This window comes from Pelomonas parva, from assembly GCF_043555835.1.
In the GTDB taxonomy this organism is placed as follows: domain Bacteria; phylum Pseudomonadota; class Gammaproteobacteria; order Burkholderiales; family Burkholderiaceae_C; genus Pelomonas; species Pelomonas parva.
In genome coordinates, this window is record NZ_JBIGHV010000003.1 from 29571 (window position 1) to 52413 (window position 22843).

A 22843-nucleotide genomic window follows, 5' to 3' on the forward strand; every position below is an offset into this window, starting at 1 on the left:
AGCTGCGTCCTACTTGCCGCAACCACAAGCAATAGGCCCACCCGGCTTCTTCGTTACCTTATATTCCCTTGCCTTCCAGGGATCATATGCCCTTATAGACCCATTTGGCGCACCCAAAAACCCCATATATCCAGGCCGGCCACGTGCGTTAAAAGCAATATTACTTATGTCTGAATTGAGGCCAGTCGAGAAGTAATTGTCGCTTTCGCTCAATCTAGCGCCATGCGTATGGTAATCCCCGACTGTATTGGCATTCATGGGGCCTGCTCTAGACCAAGTTTCACCACCCGGGTTTGGCTTGGTATAAGAATACGTTCCGTTGGCGTTTTGATAAATGCGTCCGGCGTACTCTTTGCCTGACTTAATTGAGGTGGGATTAATGTCTTGGACTGCGGTCACCCCAGCGTCTTCGATGGTCGCATAACAATCTACATCTGGCCTAAGTCCAGTCCGATCAAATAGGCTAATTGGATTGCCACCAACATATGCGTACGTGTTGAGGCCGCCAGCAAGGCCGATGGGGTCGGATTGCGTGTACCGCCCAAGGCTTGCATCATATGTCCGGTGCCAGTTCTGCCACAGCCCAGATTCTGTGTCGAAGTATTGCCCCGGGAACCCAATATTGAGTCCTCCGATGGAGTCCGTGGTAACCGTGCGATCAAACGGACGCAGCGTTGCTGCCCACTTGACTGTCATGCCCGACGACCAATTGACTGCCTGCGTTGGCCTCCCGAGATGGTCGCTGTAGACGGTATGTGTATTATTGTGACTTACAGGATTAGTATTTACCTGAAGCAGCCGACCCTCGAACCATACATAGCTTCGTTGTGATCCGTTAGTGGATATTTCGTAGAGCAGTTCACCGTTCGGCGCGTATACAAAGCGTGTCCCGACACCGCCCACTTGCTTATAGCTACGTTGGTTCAATCCGTTGAATAAGTAACTCGCCGTGGTAGCTGCGCTCACGCCGGGATTCGCACAGTTGATAGTGCCGCTATAGCGTTCGAACTGCGATAGTCGCGCAAAGGCGTCATACCGATGGCAGTCAGTAATTCCATTGCGCTGATCCTGCGTGAGATTGCCCGAGCCATCGTAAATGAAATTACGGACGCCGGAGGAAGAGGTCACGGCAGTCAACCTGTTCGTGTTTGGCGCGACTGCGTAGGTGACACTGCCGCCCGGTGTGTAGATAACACTTTGTCGGTTGCCATTGGCGTCATAGTTAAATGTGGCGTTTAAGCCGGTGCCATCGCTCGCTGTTCGCAACTGACCAAGTTCATCATAGGTAAGGCTGCTTAGCCCTAGGTTTCCCGTGTCTTGAATCAGGTTGCGTCGATTATAACTGACTGTCGCGGTGCCGTTAGTATTCGCTGTTTGGCTGATGCGCCCATCAAGATCATAATTTATTCCTCCGAAGATTGGAGGGCCAAACGGCTGGTACGGAGTACCATATAACGCAGAGGCAGCTACACCTCCGGTTGTGTACGCCGTTATGCTTCTTACCCTCCCGTCTCGCCAAGAATACTGAAGCCGAAATCCATTTGGATATGTGAGGCTAGCGAGCTGGCCCCTGCCGTCATAAGACCAGGTAGTTGTGAAGCTTTGGCCCTGTATGGTTGCCGTCTGGGTGGCAAGCGCACCCCAAGGAGTATAGGCATAACTTAATTCTTCCGAACCCTCAACGACTTTACACAAACGCCCTTTGCCGTAAGCACAGTTGTCGTAAGTAAAGCTACGATTTATCGATGAGCCGCTTCGGCTTGACGTTAAGTTGGACAGGCGTCCATCGGGATAATAGCCTGGCGTTGTTATCGTCCCGTCGGCGCGTGTGATTCGCTCAACGCGGCCATCTGGAAAATAGCTCGTTGTAGTGATGCCGGTGTCCGGACTGGAAGTCTGGGTGACAAAACCCAAACCGTCCTTTGTATAAGTCGTTACGCCCCCCTTCGGGTCGGCAACCGAAATAACTTGATCTTCTGCGTCATATCCAACGATAGTGACTCCGCCCGCCGGATTTTGGATTCTATAAGGCCGCCGCAAGGCGTCTTTGAAAAAATCTGTGGTTAGCAGCGCCCCCGTCTCGGACAGCTCTTGCACATTCTCCTGGCGCCCTTCTGCGTCGTAATTAAAGGCAGTCTTCTCCCCGTTGTTTCCCCTTAGGGCCGAGACACGCCCATCGCTGTCTCGATCAATGTACCTTCTACTGGAAAGGCTGGATTGCTGTATATAGCCTTGGCAGCCATAGGGGCTAGTGCAGTTGGGAGGCCGTGTGTACCGGTCAAGGCTGGTTTCTACCCGCGTTACATCGCTTCGATTATCTAGCGTGAAATCAAGGTAATGCTTTGAAGCCTGAGCATCGTTATAATATGACTGATCAAAGTTATCTCGCATTTCCATTCGGACTAGACGAAGTGCTGCGTCATAACGCCAAATGATCTGAGTACCATCCGGCCCAACGCTTGATGTAATGTCCCCGTTCACGTTGTAACTCCAACTCTTCAGGATCCCCGCCGTGGAACTTGAAATGAGCCGATTGCGTCCGTCATAGGTCAGTGTTGTAACGACGTTGTTGGTATCGGTGATGTTTTGAGGGAGTCCGTTGGAAGTGAAGTTAGAGTATGTGGTGGTGCCTATAGAATCACTAATGCTGACTAGGTCGCCTGAGGTGTTATAACTGTATGTCGCTGAATCGCCGGGGCCGCTGATTGGGCCGTCCACAACCATCGTGGCGACAAATCCATTCGCATGGTCAACGTAATCAGTGGTGGTTACAAGCGGTGCTGTGGCAGCAGCGGACCGCGATGCAACCGAGCGTCGGCGTTCCCGACCTTTGGGGTCGTACGCATACTCTGTGAGCGTTAAGGGCGTTGTTACGCGCGTAAGTCGGAGCGGCGATCCCTCCCATGTGTAGTCGGTGGTTTGTGCTAAAGGCGTCCCTTTCCCGCGCACCTCTTGACGCACGTAGCCGGCAGTATCTAGAACTGTTTCAAGAACCACACCGTTCGGTGACGTCGTAGTAACTACCTGGGAGCTTGGTCGGGCAATCGAAGTAATCGAAAGCGGACACGTGCTGGTCGCAGCAGCCTCTACTCTTTGCGTTTGAGCGGCAGAATCAAACTTGTATTGCACCGTCCGGCCCGAAGGAGTTGTGACGGTAGTTAAACCGTCAGTGCCGTAAGTAAATGTGTGCCGCTCCACGCCGCCCGCATGTTCGGACAACTTTGCTCGATCAAACTCGTCGTAATCAAAAGTTGAATACCGCACATTATTGATGGATTTACCAAGATATAAGTAACTTAAATAATTGCTTATTCTATAGTGGTAGCTTACGACGTCATTACCTGGATAAGTGACGGAGTGAAGGTTGCCGGATCCATCTCGGGAGTAGCTATAGAGAAACGTGTTACTGGCGGAATCGGTTACCTTGGTAACCAGCTTATAGTCGCTATACACACCGGCCCACGAGGAGACAGGGAAATAATCCCAAAAGAATGAAAAGTATCTTCCGCTTGTATGAGTAACTCGAATTAGTGTTGGATTCGTCCTCGTAGACGAATCGTAATTTTGGTTTTCATACGAGAAATACCATCCAATACCATCTGCGCTTACGCTGGACAGAATCGATCCGCCGCCAGCGTAGGTCTCGACGCTTCCCCCGGTATCAGTAAATATGTACTGCGAGCCAACCTGGACTATGGTGCGAACCTGTCCCTGCGTTCCTACGCGATCCGGTCGCTCCACCCATTTACCTGGTGCATCATGGGAGAAACGCATTGGCGAACCGTCTGCGCGAATGAGTGTGATTAAGGTTGGGACTCCGCTAACGTAACTACCGAACGTTGCGCGACGATCAAATGGCGTACTCCAGCTACGGCCAAACATGCCGTTTACACTGGCATTCGCGTTATATGTGCGGGTCAACATCAACGGATATCTTCCCGGAATCGCAATATCCGTCTCGAACTCGACTTTGTTCCCGCTAGCTAAAAGGACGGGATTTCCACAGGAAGGACCTCGAGTGGCCGCGTTCCTTCCTGTAATCGAATCGATCGCAGCCGGCCCAGCAGCGTTTCCGCCTGAATCTGCGTCGTCTCCAAGACCGACCCCGACCTCTTCACCGCTTCTGCGGATCGCTTGTGGCGGCGTAGGGGGCTTAGTCGAAGAGCCACTGACAAGAACGCAGTTAAGTTGCTGTGCGCCAGGCGTGGTTGCCGGTCGGTAGTCATCAACCCCGTTTTCAGGGGTGCATTCCTGGCGTGTGCTTTGGTTGGACGCGGCGGCGTGTTTCCCGGATATAGCAAGTACTGCCACCAGACTGGCTGAAAGTGCCGTGCCAAATAGCCCCTTGGTGGTCAATCGTGACCAGGATCTCATAGCCTATCCCTCATCGGCGTTAAGCCTTTAGTAGTTAATGTCGATCTCTTACTATTTTTATCTGTTTTCCTCCGTCTCCGCCAAAAACAATCACAATCGTGAATATTTGCAAAGAACCGTAACGACAAATAGCCGTGTTCAACGGCTGTGGGGAAGTTCGTGATGGCGACAGCTGTACCAAGCGGGGCGCCGATGCTGTGGTTCGGGTACGAAGTTGTCGTAGGGTGGACGACCGCCTCTGTGCCTCTGCCACCAGTCTGCTCTTGCTGCTTGAAGCGGAGCCCAGACACAGTGGAGCAACTGACGAGGGGGCCTGCAGACCAGCCCCCGTATGACGGCTCTGGGCACATTACTGACCCTCACACGCCAACGGCGAGATACAGCGCACAGCCCGGGGAGGTAAGCCGGTCAGCGACACGAGCAGCAGGTCAGACCTGCTTGCGCTGTGCGAACCAATCTCGAATATCCGCAACCGGCTGGGACAGCCCCAACGTGAGGATGTTGTCCAGGTTCCGGTCGAACACATCCAACCGAGGCGACTGGCCGAAGTAGTCGGGCCTGCAGTCGTCGCTGTTCGTGGACAAGCTGAAATGCAGACGACACGCCAAAGGCCTCGCCGGATAGACGGAACAGCGCCCCCCATCAACGAGGAAAGTACACGGCTCACCCATGTGAGCCAGGGCAGCCTCGTCGCGCGCGTCCTCGACCACCTGCTCCTGTGCAAGCACGCCTCGACCCGTGATGGCAGCGGCTGGCTGACTTGGCCTGGGCAGCTTTGCAAAGTCAGCGATTGCAAACGCCTCGGCCTGAGTGATGGCGACGGGGATCGCGCAGCAGTGGGAGCATCCGGAACCGCACGGTACGGCCTTGCTGGCCAGCACGACGTCTTGGACGATATCCGCCGCTCGCTGCAGCCAAATGAGCCGCTTTGCGGAGGTGCGGGCCTGCCGCGCAGTACTGCGAAACCTTGCTTCCGCTGCGTTGTCCATGACAGCTTCAATACGCCCTACCGCGTCCTGAAGTCGCAAGGCCTCGCCATCTTTCCCTTCATCGCTGTCACTGGTCATTCGCAGAAGCCTCCCCCGCTCCCATGGCGAGATAGGGCCGGACGTGCGCGTCGGTTTCTTTTGTCGCAAGCACTGCCGTCGCTTTCCATCTCGCCGCTGTACTCAGCACTTCAGCTCTTTGAACCTGTTCCGCTGTCTCAGCAAATCGGACTGAACTTCGGCCAGTTCTCTTCCGTTTGCCGCGCGCTCGCGGGCTTCACTGCTGGCCATGCTCGCGTCTAACCTGGCGCACTCACGTCGAACCTCAGGCGCCAAGTACACGCGCTTTCTCGCCACCTCGTATTGCGTTGCGTTCATCCCGGTGATTGGACGAACCGCCTCGGCGAGCTGCTCCCGGTGAATCTCATGGCGGACATCAGCCCCTTTCCCCTCTTTTCCTGTCGTCGTCAGTCCTCGGGTAGGCTCGATCTCGAGTCTCTTGGCCGCAGGGCAAGGCTCGTCGCTGTAGACAACCTTGCCTGCTGCTTCGCACTTGAAAACCGTCCGGCTGGTCGCGGGAAGGCGCTGGGCATTGGCCGCGCCAGACAGTCCTGCGGCAATGAGGATCACGACGCAATAGGTTCGCATCACCAGATTGTCCGCAATTCCAGGCAACCGAATGACACCTTCGCCCACCGCACTGCCGCATCACCGCTCGGCGGCCTGGCGGGGTAAAGCTGCCGCTCAGGCTGGGTGACTTCGTGCGGTCAGAGCCCCGCCAAACTGCCAGAGCCGATTCCGGCAGGCCGCGATGTGGCTGGGCATCTTGCCGCTCGGGCCGCCGGTCAACGACTGACTTCGCGTGACGGCCGGCTTCTGTCAACCCCAGGAAGCGGCCGCTGGTTTGGCGACAGACCCGGCTGGGACGGAACCCGCGATCTTTGGCCCAGTTGCTCGCGAACGAATGTCGTGCCGCGCACAAAGGACGCAATACGCTCTGCCAGCTCGTGGTCACCTGCGACCTCGGACGCCGCCAGGGCCCTCATGATGTGCGCCCAGCTCACCATCGCGTCGGCGCGACTCAGCGTGCCTGCTCGACCGGTCTTCATGGCGACCGAAGCAGTGCGAAGGCGCCCCTCCTCCTTCGCCTTGATCCGCCACAGCGGCTCAAAGTTCCGGCTTTCCCCGCGCGACGCCTGCCGCGTCGCTTCAGCCTCGATACCCCAACCTCGCAGCTTCTCGGCGAACGTCTCCCGCCATCGCTGCAGGTCCGCCTTGCGAGGATTCAGTCGCTTGCCAGACGCCGCCTCCGCACGCACGCTCAGGTGCACATGCGGATTGGCCTGGTGCTCGTGCAGGACCATGACGTAGCGATGCCCCGCGAGCTCGGTCTGTGCGAACTCACGCGCTGCCTTCTGCAAGAGCGTCGCGTTCGTGCCGGCCGGCATCGACAACATGATGTTGAAGGCTTCCCGCCGGTGGCCTTCTTCTGGAATCAGTGAACCGCCGTAGCGCCACTGATCCGCCAGGTCTCGCACGGCTTCCTTGCCGGTGCGAACCACCTCGCGGTCGTCCTCGATCTCCAGCTGGCCGTTCTTGCTGATGTACCGGAAATGCGCTGCGATGGCCGCCATCCCTCGGCCACCGCCCGTCACCTTGACCATCACCTGGGGCGCCCTGCGCACCGTCGACTCGATGCGCTTTCGGATCACGGCAGCCTTGCGCCGCAGCATCGCGTCCAGTCGAGGCAGCGGCGCCGACTTGACAATCCGATTGCCGGGGTAAAACAGCCGCTCGCCCCACTGAACCAGAACGCCGTCGATCTGCTGGCCACTGGTCATCTCCTTGACCTCCTGGCTGACCGGAGTTCGGCAACCAACGAGGCCGCAACCGCAAGGTGCTGCCGTACATCCTTCGTCAAGGAAGTGATGCTGGCGCGATACGGCTCCAGCTGAGGGACAGAGGCTCGGCCCAGCACCCGCAGGAACGCGTTGAGATCGGCGGACAGTGCGGCCATGCGATCCGTGGACGCCATGAGCGCCCTCACTGTCGATGAATGGTCTGCAGGCATGGCGGCAGGAACCATGCCGTCAAGGAGCGAAGACACATAGTCGCCCTGCGACATGTCGGTGGCGCGCGCTCGCGTGGCCAGCGACGTTGCATGAGCGCGCGAGACGCGCAGCGTGACTTTGACGACTGCGCTGGCAGGGGCTTCAGCAGGCGTCGCGACGGCGGGGTCCTCCCCGCTTGGGTAGTCATCGAGCAGCAGCAGAACAGCGCGCCTCGTCAGGAAGGCGGGTGTCGTGTGCTGTCGCTGAGCCTGCGCACGGAGTCGATCACCCAGGCCGCGCAGATCTACGCACACACGGTCGCGTGCGTTCCCTCGCCCTGGCTTCCATGGTGCACTGGCCCGGCGCCCTGTGAGCGGCGTCGCGACAGCACCCAGCAGGTCAAGCTGCTGATGCTCGCTCTCGCGCCCTGTGGAGACCATGAGCCCTATCGTGCGACCAGCCTCCCCGATGCGATAGGTCCCGAAGGCCGGCGGGTTGTCCGTCCCAGAAGCGCCATGCATGTCTGACGACGTCCCATGCCTTCCCGGGAGGTTAGCTTGGTGGTCACCATTCGTAGCAACTCTGCAGCGCCAGGCCCGCATCAGCCTGCGCGCTGGGTTGAGCACGCGGCCTACGGCTGGACGAGTTCCAGCCGATCACCATGGTTGCGCACGACTAGGCCATGCAAACTTGCCATGGCTTCGGCGAAGCTGGCGTTGTCGCCGGTCTTGACCACGCCGCTAACGCGCCTCTCGCCCGCCGTGCCGGACACGACGATCGGCACGCGGTCGTAGCGGTTCATCTCATCCACCGCTTCGAGCAGCGACACGTTGTCAAAGCGGGCCTCTCCCCGCCGCCAGGCCAGCACCTGGTCCATGAGAGGCCGATCCACACGGGTCGCCGTGGCAGGGCGCTGAGCTTCATCGGAACGGCTGAGGCGCAACCGCTGGCCGGGCACCATCACCAACGGCGTTTCCAGCAGGCGTCCCTCTCCAGCAGCGCTTCGCACCACGACCTGGCCTTCAACCAGCGTGACGGCGAGCGCTTGGTCACCTGGCTTGGCTGTGGGCGACGTCTGAAGCATGAACGCCGTGCCGGTGGCGACGACCTCAGTGCCTGCGGCGCGGACGACGAACGGACGGCTGGCATCCTTGGCGACCTCGAACATGGCTTCGCCGCGCTCGACTTTGACGGTGCGCTGGGACTCAGCAAAGTCCACGCGGATTCGGGTAGACGTGTTCATCGACAGGCGCGTGCCGTCCTGAAGCACCACGACGCGCTGTTCGCCGACGCCGGTGTCGTACGCATCCCCGGCGCTCCAGGGGCGAAGCGCCATCACGCTCGCGACCAGCGCCAAGGCAATGGCCAGGCTTGAGCGCCAGGGCAAGGACCGCGCTGCCCTGCGGCTGCCTGGCAGCTCACGGGCCGCCGTCGCGCTGGCGTAGTCCGCCAGCGTGAGGCTGGCCACGTCCTGCCAGGTGTCGGTGCAGCGCTCAAACGCCAGGCGGTGTGCGGCGGAGCGGGCCTGCCAGGCGCGGCACTCTTGCTCCATCTGCGGGGTGCGGTGGCCGCCATGCAGGCGGGTGATCCACACGGCGGCCTCGGCGGCTACGTCCTTCGGCACAAGCGCCGGTCTCTCGGGCACCGCCGCCCCGGCGGACGCCTGACGGCGATCCATCGCTACCAGCCTTCCATCCAGGTCGTGAGCTGCAGCGTGGCCTTGGCGATGTGTTTGTGGACCGTCGTGGTGCTCAGGCCGTGCAGCCGTGCGAGCTCGACGATGGTCAGCCCGTCCAGTCGGTGGGCCAAGAAGATGCTCCGCGTGGTCTCGCTCATGCGGCTGACGCCCAGGCTCAAGCGTTCGAGCCGCTCCTTGGCGAGCAGCGTGGCCTCGGCCGTCGGCGCGATGTCGATGAGGACGACATCCTCGACCAGCACCTCGTCACCTCGGGTCGTCTGCGCGCGATGGGCGTCAACGGACAGGTTGAGCGCGGTGCGCATCAGGAAGGCTTCGGGCCGCTCGACGTGCTGGTCGCGCTCGTAGCAGGCCAGCCGGACCCAGGCTTCCTGGACCAGGTCATCGGCTTCGTGCGCGTTGCGGCCACGGCGCATCAGGGCGCCGCGCACGCGCGCCAGCGTCTCGCGCAAGTTCTTGACCAAGGCTGCCGTCATGGGCAGGTCATGCGGCTGGCTGAGAGGCAAGCGCCCCCACAGCGCCAGAACGGCGCAGGGCCGTCTTGAATCTCAGCTTGGGGAGCCCATGGAGCTGGCGGTCGGCGTTTTCGAGGGCGTGCATCAGGAAGGCAGCAGCGGCACCCTCGTCCGCGAACGGGGCCTGGCGCTTGATCGCGCGGCTGAGGCTGGCCTGCAAGCGTTCAGCAGTCGCAGCGGCCGACTGAAGCGCGGCACGGCGCCGTGGGCCGAAGGTGCTTGCGGCATGAGCATCGCCAGACGCCGACCAGGCGACCGCATCGGGATAGGTCGATGTGCAGTCCACGCCGTCTTCAGCGGAAATCGCCTTGATGTGCTCGATACCGCGGTCGTGGAGTTCCTGGGCAACGCTCAGCGCGGGCACTTGCGCAGACCAGGCGCCCAGTAGCTCGTACTGGTCTCCCTTGAACAGACCCAGAGCCCAGCGCCAGCGGGGTTGCTCGACCACGCCGTCCCGTTGGACGGGCAAGGCGAGGGTCTTGAACTCTGCAAGGACGTACCTGCAGCAGAGTGGCTTGGTAAACCACGCGGAATGACTAGAGCGCTGAAGGCACTCGGGAGTACCGAACTCGCTCGACTCGGCAGCAGATGACTGGCTGACCATGACTTCTCCTTTCGACGCCGCCGCCTAGTGGGCAGCGACCCGGTGCAAATCGTTGACCTTTGAGTCAACGATTTGAATTCTGGCGCAGCAAGGCGTCCAAGGCAACCATGCATGTTGACTAGCAACCCAACACGAATGGTTGATCAACGGCGCAGCCGACAGCATCTCGACGAAGCAACTCAAACCGACTTGCCCGTTCGGTTAGGCCGAAATCTGGCGACGCGGCGGAAGGCACTCGGCCTCACTCAGGCAGGGGTAGCTGAGCGGCTTGGTGTGGATACGGAAACGCTGTCAAGGTTTGAGCGCGGCAAGCATGTCCCGTCGCTTTTGACGCTTGAGCGGCTGGCCGCCATCTTGAGTTCGACTTGCGCCGAGTTGCTGGATGAGCATGCTCCGGAGCCGGCGTCGGAGGCGCTCGTGATGCAGACATGGTTGGACGCCCTGAGCGCCAAGGACGCAGCCTTCGCTAAGCGCATGCTGAAGGCGTTTTGCGAGCATCTCGCCCGTTAGCCGGCCCAGCAGAGCGCCAGCTTGGCCAGCGCTTCAGCAGCATGATCGGCCCGGAGATGGTCTATCCCAGCCGATCAATGATCGAGGCGTTGAGGGGGCCGAGTTCCGGAATGCAGCGGGTGCCGTCATCCGAGGCCAACAGCCGGACGCACGGTCTGGGTCACGATGCTGACGTTTCCGCGCTTGGCGCCGTGTCGACAGCGATGACAGCTGTCGAGGGAGAGCCAGTCATCCAGCCGCCCTTTTTGGCGGGACGCCCAGAGCGAACTCGGGCACCACATCTTCGATTTCTATCGTCAAATTACCTCGGCATTCGCTGCCGCCGTGACAACCGATGCCCGAGGGGACGCGCGAGCGTCCATGAAGGGCTTGTGATATCGCGCTGGTGTCAGCGTGGTGCGGCGACACTGCCCCAAGAGTCCGCCCTCTCGGGTAGCACATCGCCATCTCCTGGCGTCTCAAGCATCATGAGCGCCTCGCAGAGGGTTACTTACCGCAGCAAGAGTTCCTGATGGACAGATGCAACGACTATCCGTACTTGAACACCGAAGGACTTGAGCGGTGTTTCCTCCTCGATGGAGATTTCGAGCTGGAGGATTTGACATCGGGAACCGATTTCAGTTTTCAGATCTTGGCCCAATCGCCCATCAACGAGCACGTCAACGAGAACACTGTCGGGACTCTGGACATCAAGTTCTCATGGCTACCCAAGGGCGGCGTGGAGCGCAAACAGCTATTGATGGAGCGCGTCGTGCCAATGATCACTGCGGGCTCCAACGCGGCACCGACGCAGCTGAAGCGAAAGTTCCAAGACTGGAAGAGCAAAGCGCGGAGTACGTCTTTTGCCCCAGTCCTGTGCATCCCGATAGCCATGAAGGGGATGTGCGCGGCTTACAGCGCCCATGCTGCGCCGTATGGGGCAATTCCGCTTACCTTGGCTCCTTCCGGCGACGATTCCTGGTCTCCCATGTCAGTGCTCTTCGTTGCCGAGGAGCTGATACCAGTGATGAATCGCTCTGAAAGTCTTGGGGTCAACTATTGCCTTGCCAAGTGGACCGACACCAGTGGCGGCAGGGCGGTGAAGTGGGATTTCGACACAAGTATTCCCTGGGCCTACAGCTATCTCTCAAGACACGGATTCCTTATTGACGGTGACGGCAAACGCCCGCTGATCCACGCATTTGGTTCACCGGCTGACGCCACGACGTTGCAGTTCGATACGCAGGTCAAGTTGCGGGCGCACCTAGAAGCAGCGCTGCTCGAAGACGACCGGGTTCGGAGCCTTATCGAGGAATACCGCTCGAAGGAAAAGTCTCCATCAAACGAGCCGCCCGTGTCAGACACGCAGGCGATCGAAACCTTGCTCAAGAAGGGGGCGGCTGTCACAGCGATTAGCAACGCCCTCAAGCGCAGGAGTCGGGACGAGATCCACGCCTCGATGACCATCGTGGCGGGATCCAACGGGTATGCAGAGTTTCTTCAACTTGCCGACCGCAGACAAGCCACCGACCTGAATGTCATTCCTTCAGGTGAGAAGACCTTCTACCTCGGACAGCTGACCGTGTTCATTTCAACTGAAGGCGCAAAGCGGATGCGGCATCGGCCAGACGGCGAGAGCTCGGGAAGCTGCGTATTGATGTCATTTCATCCATTGGCAAGGCAGGAGATCGCCGTCCTGGCCCATTTCAAAGTTCTCCCGTACGAGAACGACGAGGTACGCATCTACGGTCGCGACACAGCGAAGCGCGCAGATTGCCCCTCACGCGACAACTCGCGTTTGGCACTTCTCAAGGGTCGCCATCCGGACGTTGCGCTGCGCGATTACGACAAGGACTACGAAGCGGGGCACATCTGTGTCGCTCCGCAAAGTGTCCGGGGTGCACTGGGCTACGCCTTCGATGATGCAGACGTGATGTGCCAGATGGCATGGGTAGACGTACCCCCCTACAAGCGAAGAAGTGACTGGCTAGGGCGTTTTATCCTGGGATGGCAGGAATCCTATGCCCGTGTTGCAAAGCTGCCCATCGAGGACATGGAGAAGAGCATTAGCCGGATCCAACCCTCGATGATGGATATCCTCGGCGTCCAGCCGGGCTACAGCATCGTGGTCGACTCCGTCGTGAAATACGGGGACCGGTACGTCCTGAAGACCAAGCGCATCAAAGCGCTGACCTGCTCCTCCGAACATATGTCGGAGCGACAGAAGTCACCCGGCTATGGCGACAGGCTATCGAGCCGTTACGTACGCTCCCAGGATGTTCTTGGTGTTCCTGATGCGCATCCCATCATCATGCTGGATCGAAGCATTCGTACGGACCTGCTTCAGAACGATGAGGACAGTTCCTATCCGGATGAGATTCCCAGCGCGTACCTGCAAGCCTTCCGACTGCGTCGCAGCAACCTCGGTCTGATCCAGAAAGAACTACTGGTCCTTGCAATCTCATTGTTTGGCCTGTGGTTTGGTTTTGCGAGCGTCTTGAACCAGATGACCAAGGAACCCATCTTTTCCCTTGTTGTAGGCGCCTCTTTGGCCGGCTATGTCGTGCTGTTCTTGCTGGCCGTTCGTCACTCGCGCCGGCCGGTCCGTTTTGTCGACATCGAGAAGTATTGAGTTCCGCGTGCAGCATCCTGAGAACACTGATGAACGGTCCGGGGAGCGACCGCATCTGCGCATGCAGTTGGATAGCATCGAGATCGCATCGAGTCAATCGTGCCCAGCCGAGGCTTGTCAGAGTTGCCGCTGATCCGCGTGGGACGTTCGTGCTGAATAGGCACCTCTGCGCCCAGGGCCCGCATTGCGTCGTGGTTGCGCCGTCCAGCATCTCCCGCCTACCAGGTGAGCGCATCAAGACCGACCAGCGCGACGTCATGCTGCTGGCCCGGCTCGCTCGTTCGGGCAATCCGCATATGGTGCGCGTGCCCGACAGCCTGAACGAGTCCGTGCGCGACCTGGTGCGCGCCCGCGAGGACGCCGTGCGTGTAAGCGCAACGGCCGCCACCGCCTCAAGGCGCCGCTGCTGCGCAACGGCATTACCTATGCCGGCGATCTTCGTGGACACCGGCGCACCGTCTACAAGATGTGCTTGCCGCGTGACTCTGGATGACGCAACCACAGCGACCGGCCCCGTAGACGATGTGCAGCGGGTGACCGCGACTGATGAGTTTGCAGATGTGATCGGCGACAGCAATCGCCGGTGAAGCTGTCGGTCGCGGCTGCCGGCGCTGGATGACCGGTCTCCGCTGTCGCCGCCGTTAAGCCTCCGGCGGCGAATGTCGCTGATCAGCCTGAAGCTGTCACCGCGCCACCGCCGGCTTGCAAGCGTCTGGCGCACTCGCCCTCAAAGCCACCGAGCGGAACTCTGTCGTCCAGGCCCAAGACGAAAGGAGCAAATGCCCTTGCCACAGTCTCACAGACTGTCAACGCCTCATTGGTTGAGCTGATCCCACGCCGCACAGATCCACGCACACACGGTCGCGCTCGTTCGCCCGCCCTGGCTTGCGCGGCGCACTCGGCTCTCGGCAGGCTGGACGCCCATCGCCCCCCGTTTTTGGGGGGGGGGGACGAATTTCACCCGGCTCGTCGACGCTCGGCAATGCGCCGGCGTCCACGCCGTGAGGGCACCGAGGCGGAGTAACTTAGGCAGTAACCTCGTGTGCCGGTTTCGCGAGATGTGAGCGTGCTGAAGGCCGTCAAGCCATCTTTCGATAGAGCCCCAGGGGCAAGGCGCCTTGGCTCGTTCGGCAGCGGGTGCAACGTTGTCGCCCGTTCGGGCCAAGGAACCTCGTTTTCATAGTTCCGGTTAGCTGGAAAGTTGTCGGCAAAGACCTGCCGCCCCGCAGGCGTGATCTCGTGACGTTCAGATGCCGTTGGGCGGCCACTCCATCTGGAAGGCCTTCGACGGCGGCGTCATGTGCGCGCGCAGGCCGTGAGTCAAAACGCCCAATGGCTGCCGCTCCGATTCACCGTCAAGATGGACGGTGTCGAGCAACAGCCAGGAATGCTCAGGTGGATTGGGTTCTCATCGTCTTCGTTCTATTCAAGGGTCTGGTATTCGCCACAGGCATGTACTTCGCCATCAAGTGGCACTACGACCGGGAGAAGAAGTGGGCGGACCGGCGCGCGCTACTCGGGATGGGCGCCAAGCTCGTCGCCGTTTTCTTGCTGTTGCTCCTCGTCTTGCTGATCTTGACCTTCGGGCTGGCCAGGACTCTCGGCATGGACTTGAGCCTCCCATGAAGGCCCAGGAACGCGCGCAATTGCAGCGGGCGATGTACGGCCGTGCGTATGCCGGCCGGGCCGCCTTCGCTCAGTGACTGGTTCCAGCCCAAGCAGCCGTTCGTGCCGGGCTACGAACGACTCACGCCTGCCTGGTGCCGGCATAGCCATGGCGCCCGGCGGGTCCGCAAGGATTTGCGGTCCTTCGACGAGAAGGTACCGATGTCAGCCATGGACCAGAGCCCGGCCACTCATGTCGCCCACTGCAAGCTCAACATGCGGCGCGACATCGACCATTGGCGCCCGCGCCCAGCGCAATCGCTCCGACTGCCTCGCCAGCCTACTGGCGGTCTGGGACCGCGGCGGCGATTTCGAGGCCGAGTTGCGCGTCACGGCGTCGCGCTGATGTATCTGCGACCGTCCTGCTATTGCCTGTTCGCCGGCATGGGCCGCTTCCCGGCCGAGCTGTGCTCGGCGCCGCAGGCCGTCACGGCCGCCCCGGCCCGCCTGAATCAGCTGGTCCCGGGCCATCCACTCCCATCGCATCTCTTGACCGCCGCGTGAGGTCACGCCGGACCTGCCCCAGGGATTCACACCAGACATGGCACTATTCAAACGTGCAAGTCCGCGTGCGGAACCGCGTGAAGGAACAAGAGTGAGATACAAGCTGTTGGGGTTGGTGCTGGCAGTTGCGGGCGCAATGCCGCTCGCCACCGCTGATACGGAGCTGGCTTTTCCGCCGCTGCTCGAGCCGGCCGCGCAGGACGCCAAGGCGGCCCGCCTGGCGGCGGACCTGCTGTCGCGCTACCACTACAAGGCCATGCCGCTGGACGACACCCTGTCGAGCCAGGTGTTCGACCAGTACCTGAAGCTGCTCGACCCCGAGAAGCTGTACTTCCTGCGGTCCGACATCGACCGCCTGGCGGCCGACCGCACCAGGCTCGACGACGCCATCCTGAACGAAGACCTGCGCACCCCGTTCGCGATCTTCAACCTCTACGAACGCCGCGCCGCCGAGCGCATGGCTTTCGCGCGCAGCCTTCTGGCCGGGGGCTTCGACTTCGAGCGCAACGAGACGCTGATGATTGACCGCAAGGACCAGCCCTGGCCGGCGACCGAGACCGAGGCGCTGGAGCTCTGGCGCAAGCGCGTCAAGAACGACTGGCTGCGGCTGAGGCTCGCCGGCCGGGACGACGCGGCCATCCGAAAGCTGCTGGACAAGCGCTACGACAACAACGCCAAACGGCTGGCCAAGATCAACAGCGCGGATGCCTTCGAGGCCTTCATGAACGCCTACACCACGGCGATCGAGCCGCACACCAACTACCTCGGGCCGCGCGCCGCCGAGAACTTCGACATCGCGATGCGCCTGTCGCTGGTGGGCATCGGCGCCGCCTTGACCGAGCACGACGGCCACATCACCGTCCGCGAACTGGTGGCGGGCGGGCCGGCCATGGTGTCGGGCCAGCTCCAGGTGGGCGATCGCATCGTCGGCGTCGGCCAAGGGCCTTCAGGCTCGATGGAGGATGTGGTCGGCTGGCGCCTGGACGACGTGGTGGCCCTGATCCGCGGCAAGGCGGCGTCGACGGTGCGGCTGGACATCCTGCCGGCGGGCGGCGGGCCCGACGCGCCGGCCAAGACCATCGCCTTGGTTCGAGACACCATCAAGATGCAGGACAGCGCGGCCAAGGCCAAGGTGTACTCGGTGACGAGCGGCGAGGGCAAGCGCCGGGTCGGAGTGATCACCCTGCCCTCGTTCTACGAGGACGTCGCGGCCATGCAGAAAGGCGATAAGGACTACCGCAGCGCCGCGCGCGACGTGGCCCGGCTGTTGCAGGACCTGAAGGCCCAGCAGGTCGATGGCGTGCTGATGGACCTGCGCAACAACGGCGGCGGCTCGCTGCGCGAAGCGGTGGCGCTGACGGGCCTGTTCCTCGGCAAGGTGCCCGTGGTGCAGACACGCAATGCCAAGGGCGACGTCTCCGTTGCCACCAACAGCGACACCGCGGTGGCCTGGCAGGGGCCGCTGGCGGTGCTGATCAACCGGGGCTCGGCATCGGCATCGGAGATCTTCGCGGCCGCGGTCCAGGACTACGGCCGCGGCCTGGTCATCGGCGAGCCGAGCTTCGGCAAAGGCACGGTTCAGACTGTCGCCCGGCTCGACCAGATCGCCAGGAATCCCAAGCCGACGTTCGGCGACTTGAAGCTGACCATTGCGCAGTTTTTCCGCGTGAACGGCGGGACGACGCAACTGCATGGCGTGATGCCGGACATGCGCGTCCCCGCGTTGGGCGACGACAGCCTGTTCGGCGAGTCAAGCTTCGGCAACGCACTGCCCTGGACGCGCATCCCGGCGGTCGACCACCAACCCGTCGGCGACCTGAAACCCCACCTGCCCCGCCTGAAGGCCTGGCACGAGAGCCGCGTGCAGCGAGACCGCGACTACCAGGACCTGGTGGACGACCTGGCCAAGGCACGGGCGCAGCGCAAGAACAATGTGATCTCGCTCAACGAGGACGTGCGGCGCAAGGAGCGCGCCGCGCAGGAGAAGCGCCTGGTCGCCCTGCTGGGCGGCGCCGCCGCCAGCGCCGCGTCGGCCGCGGGCGGCACCCTGGCGGACGACGGCCTGCAATTCAACGAGCGCCAGCTCGCCCGGAACCTCGCCTCCCAGAAGGCCCGCGACGACGCCAACGACGTCATCCTGAACGAGGCCGTCAACATCGTGTCCGACAGCGTGGCGTTGAAGGCCGGCAAGTCGCAGGTGGCTGCGAGCGTTTCGTCGACCCGCCCCACGATGATCAAGGACCTGCTGCTCCAGGGTTCATCGGAGCAATAGCGCTGGGCGGGCCGGGTGAGCTATCCGGCAAGCTCAGAAGGTCAAAGTGCGCTTCGCAGCGGGAGCCGTCGGTCGCGGTCGCCGTGCGTCCGGCTTGTCAGGAGCGCTGAGCGGTCACCCGCGCGTCGACGAATCCACCTAGGCCAGGGGCTGATTCCAGAGGAGGAGTTGAGGCTAGCGCCACGTGCCTGGGCGGCGATGATCCGAGTGGCGTTCACCCGGCTCTGCCTCGCCTTTCCTAAGCCTTATCCAAATCAGCTAGCGGGCGCGCCAGCAGAAAAAGTTGACGACAGGGTCGAACGATGCCGGCGACCAAGCAGGTACAACACTGGTTACGCCACTGTCTACGGCGAGTACGAGACACCGAATGGAAGATTTTCAGATTTACCAGCTGGCAGGGCAGGTCCTGGGAACCCTCACTCAGGAGCTGAACGACGGCATCTACGCGGAGCTCGGCGGAGAGCTATCTATCGGTTGGCGTGAGGGTAGGAAGTTTGGTGCCTACGCTTCTTCTTCCGCTGATCCCGCCGCACCCATTCGGCACAGCATCACTATTTACTACGAGCTCGTGCGGCAAGTTTGGAGGGACGCAGAAGGCCTGTGCGAGTTTTTGCGAAGCATCCCCGAAGGTACGGACGTTGACAGGCTCTACGACTTCTACGGCGACCGGGAGAAGCTCCCGACGTGTTTTGACGAAGACGAGCATGTGAAGAACATTTTCGTTGCCGCCATCACGTGGGTCTTCTTCCATGAGCTTGGTCATCTGATGCAAGAGCATGGGGTCATCCGCGCAGAGTTCGGCTCGACTGCCGAAGACCTCGGGCTTGCTGCAGACGTTCAGGACTTCGAGGCGTCTGGTGACGATGTTCTTGCAGGCCGAGAGGCGGTTGTTTCGCACGCTACGGAACTGGCAGCAGACTTCGAAGCAATGAACTTCTACATTGTCGAGCTGATCCGACATGTCAGTGATCCGAGGTTCGTTCGCATTGAGGCTCGAACAGAGGTTTTAGCGGGACTGGTGTACCTCATGTTGTGCGGCCTCTCACTCGTGTTTTTCCGCTTCAACGGAGCCAAGCTCCTTGCACCCAGTGCGGTTGTTGAGGGCTCGCATCCGAATCCGTTAACTCGCCTGGAGATCAACCTGCCTCAGATCCACGAGAGCTTGGATAGCAAGCTGATGCGGGCGATTTGTGGCCACGAAATGGATCGAAAGGAGCTCGTCATGCTTGGTGGCAAGGCTGCCCTGTCAGCTACTCTGTACTGGACGATGACGAAGACTGAGTCTAGGCAGTTCGATAATCGATTCCTTCTCAGAGGAATACTCACCAATCCAACCGTTTTGGAGTACCTCCAGCCCATCGTCGCCTGCTGGGATGAGATGCTTCCCAGGGTCTTGGAATTGCGCCGGTTTGGGACGCCTACCGGCGTGATGACGTTTACAAAGGCCTTCAGGTATCGGATCGCTGAGGTAATTCCATGGGGAAAGGGTCCTGAGGGGGCAAGTCAAGCCAGCGTGGCCTCGACGAGCTTGCGCCCCTGATCAGCCCGCTATGCCGGGAGTCCCGGGACTGCGAAGCGATTCGCGCTGAGCGTAGGTCTCCGCGACAAAGTCGATGAAGGCAACGGCAGACGCTACCGCCAGTCGAGCGTGCCGGGGCTGCAGGCCGCGATGCTGTCCGTCCCGGCCATGCCCGGTGCCGTACAAGCCACGAAGCTGGGCCAAGTTGTTGGTCAGCTGGGTTAGGTTGCGCAGGATCAATCGGATGTTGTCGGCCCCCTTGGTCTCGTCGGTGATGCCCTCGGGCACCAGCTGCAGCTCCTTGGTCACCTTCTTTGTGAGCTCACCCAAGTCTTCTGACTTTGTGAAAGGCACGCCGCGCTTATTCAGCAGCGACTTGCAGCAGGACTCGACCAGCTCCTTAGCGGTGCCGATCGCAAGCGCAGGATCTCGATCGACGGCCTGCTCTAGGCGCTCGATCTCTTTGGCCATCCACCCCGCATCCAGCGCATCAGCAACCGTTCTGGCCCGCATCACCGCTCGGGCTGTCTGATTTCGCAGCGGGCGGTATGAAAAGCGCGGGCGGCCCGCGATGAACTCTTCTTCAATGACCTCCCAACCAGCATGACGCAGCTGATCGTTGAAGTGGCTCACCAGCTTGATGGCCTCGTCACGACTCGGTCGAACCACCGGGTGCACGATCTCGCACAGGAAACGCAGGAAGGCCTCGGATGGGCCGTCGAGCAGTTTGAAGCGATCGTCGGTGTAGACCCAGTCGTTTTCCCAGTCGTCGTTGTTGAAGCGGTGCTGCCAGATGTCTCCGGCGGCATCCTTGTATCGAGAGTCATTGGAGGGCAGGCCCTTTAGGTCGTATAGCCGGCTGAGGAATTCGACGTCGTCGAGGGTACCGAACCACGCGACTTTCTCCAGCTTGAGACCGTCGACGATGTTCTGTCGAACCTGGCGCGGCAACGCGATGTCCTTTTGAGGTGCATCTACTTGCACATCGCTGCGCCAATCGGGCCGTGTCGCTTTCGCGGGCACAAACCGGACTGAGTACCAGTCCTGTGTCTCCGGCTCGAGGACGGTCTTCAGCCGCGCAGCGATCTGCTCTTCCAGTTGACTGCGGCGCGTTCCCAGGCGCGCAAACTCAGAAGGCGGCAGCTCAAGACGCACCTCGTAGAGATCCGTGCCCCCGTTCCAGTTGTCGTATCCCACTTGCTCCATGCTCGCCGGGCAACGACGCAGAAGTGCGGCTGCCTCGTCGAGACGCTCGGCCCGAAGCAGGTCGTGCACGGTGGCGAGGGTTTGTTCAAGCGAGTCCATGTCTTCTCCCTGTTGGCTCTAGATGCTTCGCCTGGTTCTTATACCCGGCCGCACGCCCGCCAACCGCACGCACACTTGCCTCCTGCCATATCACTTTGGTCGCCGCCCGTACCATCAGGGGGCATCGACCGCTCAAGGGGTGAGCGCTTCGGTTGAAGGGACTCCCAGACTCTGAAATGAACAACGCCACCCATCTCGTTCCAGGAGGTCAACTGGTCTCGCGGCAGACGCCGGCGGACCTGGTGATGGCGTGGGCGCGAGAGGTGGCAACTGGTGAGCCTCGCTACATTCTTGAACTGGGCGCGGACCGGAATGGCGCTCACAGTGGCTGCGAATGCCCAAGCTGCGGAGAGCCGCTCGTCGCCGTCAACAACGCCAAGACCGAGTTCATGCGCCGGCCGCACTTCCGCCACCCCGATGGCAGCCACCGTGATGAATGCCTGGTGTTGGCGGCCCGAGCGGCAGCGCTGCGCCAGCTGCAGGACGACGGCTGGCTTGAGTTGCCGCGGCGCCGGATGCCCGGGAAGGTGGCCGGGCTCAGCGGAAAGTTCCATGAGGCCTGGGTCGAACTGCCTCCGGTCCGAAGGCGCATCAGCGAGGTGGACTATCGAGACCGGTCGATGGCGGTGGTCACCTTCGACGATGGCGAACAGGTCTTGGTCCAACTCACCGGCGCTGCGGGCTCGGAGCCCACCACCGGCCGTCCCCTCCCCAGCATCTACATCGACACCGATGACGCCCGCCTTGCTGGCATGGACCTGCAGGAGCTGCGCAGGCGGGCCAGATTAATTCCTACAGAGGTGTGCTGGCGCACCCATCTGCAGGATGCACAGTTGATGGAGCAAGCCCAAGCGGCGGCACATGCCAAGGCGCTCTACTACTTCGACGCCGTCCCCGACTGGCTGTACCTTCCGCCCGACCTCGACCCAGCGCTTCGGCGGGAGACGGTCCTGCATCACGAGGTCAAGCGCATCCTTGAGGCTGTGCGTCGTCTCAGGGTCCCAGAGGTGTCGACCGACGCCGAAGTCGTGGCTGCTGATGGGCAGCCACGCAAGGACCGGTGGGTGCAAGTCGAAGAAGAGCTTCGACTGGAAAGCGTTCGACTGGAGACACGGCATGGGCGGCTGGTTCCGGACGTCACGTGTGAGGCGTTTGGCGACGATGGACAAGTCCGGTACTTGCCTCTGCTGGTCGAGGTGACCGTCACCAACCACATCAATGTTGAACGTCTCGAGCGGATCCGAACCGCCGGGGAAGCGACTCTTGAAATCGACCTAAGCCTGGCTGGCGGCAGGGTGAACCAGGATGAGCTTCGGCGCCTGGTTGTCGACGAGCTGGCCACCAAGCGCTGGCTACACCATCCCGAGCAAACGCTTCAATCCAGGTCACTGCGGGACAGGCTGGAGAAGCAGGTGGCCAGCGAACGCGCAGAGCTTGCTGCAAAGGACAAGCTGGCTGCCGCTATACGCCAGCAGGTCCTGGCAACTCCCATCGCCACGATTGCCACTGAGTACCTCGATGCGGTGACGCAGATGCTTGACGCCGTCATCCATCGGCCGGACGACGTGGGGAAGGCCCAGGCCCTTATCGCCCGCCAAGCCGACAAGTTGCGGCTCCACGGATTCCCGGAGGCCGGTGACGAGAACCTCCTTGAGACTGGCGGCATCCTGTCTCGAGTGCTCTCCATCACGCTTGGGCGACCCGTCGGCTACCGCTATGAGAACCTCATGGGGGTGCTGAATGCCATACGGCAGACCCGCGGCGTGAAGCGCTCGGCGTTCTCGATCTACTTCATCGCTGCACGCGCCTATCCGCCGGCGCTGTCACCCGAGCAGCAAGAGTGGTTCGACGATTGGGCCGCTGAAGTCCGGAACAGCATCAGTACTGGCGAGACCACGTACCTGCGAGATCCGACTTTTGATCGCCTCTTGTCGAAGCTGTTCCCGGAGATGGCCGCCGGTCTGGCGAAGCCGTTCGGAAAGCTGAAATACAGCGAGCGCCTCAAGTTCGATCAGCGACTCGGCACCTTCGTGAAGGTCGATCTTCCTCAGATCCGTCCAGCTCCCTTCATCAAGAGCAAGACCGCGCTGGATGCGCTGGGCCGACCGCTACTCGACACAAAGCCTGGGCAGACACTTCTTCAAGGCCGCGACCTTGAACGCTGGAAAGCCGAGAACCCGGAATCCGCATCTGCCTGGTTCCCTCAGAATCCACCCCCAAACCAATAAGAC

General features: G+C 61.2%; 16 protein-coding genes. 7 read left to right on the top strand and 9 right to left on the bottom strand.

Features of this window, described 5'->3' with window-relative positions:
- Positions 1–9: 9 nt before the first annotated feature.
- The 7 genes from ACG00Y_RS07755 to ACG00Y_RS07785 form a co-directional block, all read right to left on the bottom strand.
- The gene (locus ACG00Y_RS07755) at positions 10–4374 is read right to left on the bottom strand and encodes an RHS repeat-associated core domain-containing protein (protein WP_394477562.1); all 4365 of its coding nucleotides are present in this window, start codon (positions 4372–4374) and stop codon (positions 10–12) included.
- Positions 4375–4802: 428 nt separating this feature from the next.
- A complete protein-coding gene (locus ACG00Y_RS07760; RefSeq protein WP_394477563.1) occupies positions 4803–5441 on the bottom strand; it encodes a YkgJ family cysteine cluster protein in 639 nt (212 codons plus the stop codon).
- A 102-nt stretch (positions 5442–5543) separates the two neighbouring features.
- Positions 5544–5990, bottom strand: a complete 447-nt coding sequence (locus ACG00Y_RS07765) for a DUF4124 domain-containing protein (protein WP_394477565.1) — start codon at positions 5988–5990, stop codon at positions 5544–5546.
- A gap of 215 nt (positions 5991–6205) precedes the next feature.
- The gene (locus ACG00Y_RS07770) at positions 6206–7201 is read right to left on the bottom strand and encodes a relaxase/mobilization nuclease domain-containing protein (RefSeq protein WP_394477567.1); all 996 of its coding nucleotides are present in this window, start codon (positions 7199–7201) and stop codon (positions 6206–6208) included.
- Between the two features lie 841 nt (positions 7202–8042).
- Positions 8043–9089: a FecR family protein gene (locus ACG00Y_RS07775; RefSeq protein WP_394477569.1), complete on the bottom strand. Its 1047-nt coding sequence runs from the start codon at positions 9087–9089 to the stop codon at positions 8043–8045.
- 2 nt (positions 9090–9091) lie between these two features.
- Positions 9092–9583, bottom strand: coding sequence for an RNA polymerase sigma factor (locus tag ACG00Y_RS07780; RefSeq protein ID WP_394477570.1), 492 nt, complete (start codon positions 9581–9583; stop codon positions 9092–9094).
- 7 nt (positions 9584–9590) lie between these two features.
- Positions 9591–10226 (bottom strand): hypothetical protein, encoded by a 636-nt coding sequence (locus ACG00Y_RS07785; RefSeq protein ID WP_394477572.1) that lies wholly within the window; start codon positions 10224–10226, stop codon positions 9591–9593.
- A 135-nt stretch (positions 10227–10361) separates the two neighbouring features.
- Here ACG00Y_RS07785 and ACG00Y_RS07790 point away from each other — a divergent pair, with 135 nt between their 5' ends.
- From ACG00Y_RS07790 to ACG00Y_RS07800, 3 genes are all read left to right on the top strand, one after another.
- A complete protein-coding gene (locus ACG00Y_RS07790; protein WP_394477573.1) occupies positions 10362–10736 on the top strand; it encodes a helix-turn-helix domain-containing protein in 375 nt (124 codons plus the stop codon).
- A 511-nt stretch (positions 10737–11247) separates the two neighbouring features.
- On the top strand, positions 11248–13347 hold the full coding sequence (locus ACG00Y_RS07795) for a hypothetical protein (protein ID WP_394477575.1): 2100 nt from the start codon (positions 11248–11250) through the stop codon (positions 13345–13347).
- Between the two features lie 29 nt (positions 13348–13376).
- On the top strand, positions 13377–13934 hold the full coding sequence (locus ACG00Y_RS07800) for an IS110 family transposase (protein ID WP_394477577.1): 558 nt from the start codon (positions 13377–13379) through the stop codon (positions 13932–13934).
- A gap of 659 nt (positions 13935–14593) precedes the next feature.
- On the opposite strand, the gene ACG00Y_RS07805 is transcribed toward ACG00Y_RS07800, so the two are convergent.
- The gene (locus ACG00Y_RS07805) at positions 14594–14725 is read right to left on the bottom strand and encodes a hypothetical protein (protein WP_394477578.1); all 132 of its coding nucleotides are present in this window, start codon (positions 14723–14725) and stop codon (positions 14594–14596) included.
- Between the two features lie 17 nt (positions 14726–14742).
- Here ACG00Y_RS07805 and ACG00Y_RS07810 point away from each other — a divergent pair, with 17 nt between their 5' ends.
- From ACG00Y_RS07810 to ACG00Y_RS07820, 3 genes are all read left to right on the top strand, one after another.
- Entirely contained in the window at positions 14743–14973 is a 231-nt protein-coding gene (locus ACG00Y_RS07810; RefSeq protein WP_394478607.1) for a hypothetical protein, read from the top strand.
- Between the two features lie 634 nt (positions 14974–15607).
- Positions 15608–17788, top strand: coding sequence for a carboxy terminal-processing peptidase (locus ACG00Y_RS07815; protein WP_394477580.1), 2181 nt, complete (start codon positions 15608–15610; stop codon positions 17786–17788).
- A gap of 367 nt (positions 17789–18155) precedes the next feature.
- Positions 18156–19328 carry a hypothetical protein gene (locus ACG00Y_RS07820; protein WP_394477582.1) on the top strand — a complete coding sequence of 391 codons (1173 nt, stop codon included), beginning with the start codon at positions 18156–18158 and terminating at the stop codon, positions 19326–19328.
- On the opposite strand, the gene ACG00Y_RS07825 is transcribed toward ACG00Y_RS07820, so the two are convergent.
- A complete protein-coding gene (locus ACG00Y_RS07825; RefSeq protein ID WP_394477584.1) occupies positions 19329–20612 on the bottom strand; it encodes an abortive infection family protein in 1284 nt (427 codons plus the stop codon).
- A 176-nt stretch (positions 20613–20788) separates the two neighbouring features.
- On the opposite strand from ACG00Y_RS07825, the gene ACG00Y_RS07830 reads away from it, so the two are divergent.
- Entirely contained in the window at positions 20789–22840 is a 2052-nt protein-coding gene (locus tag ACG00Y_RS07830; RefSeq protein WP_394477586.1) for a hypothetical protein, read from the top strand.
- Positions 22841–22843 lie beyond the last annotated feature (3 nt).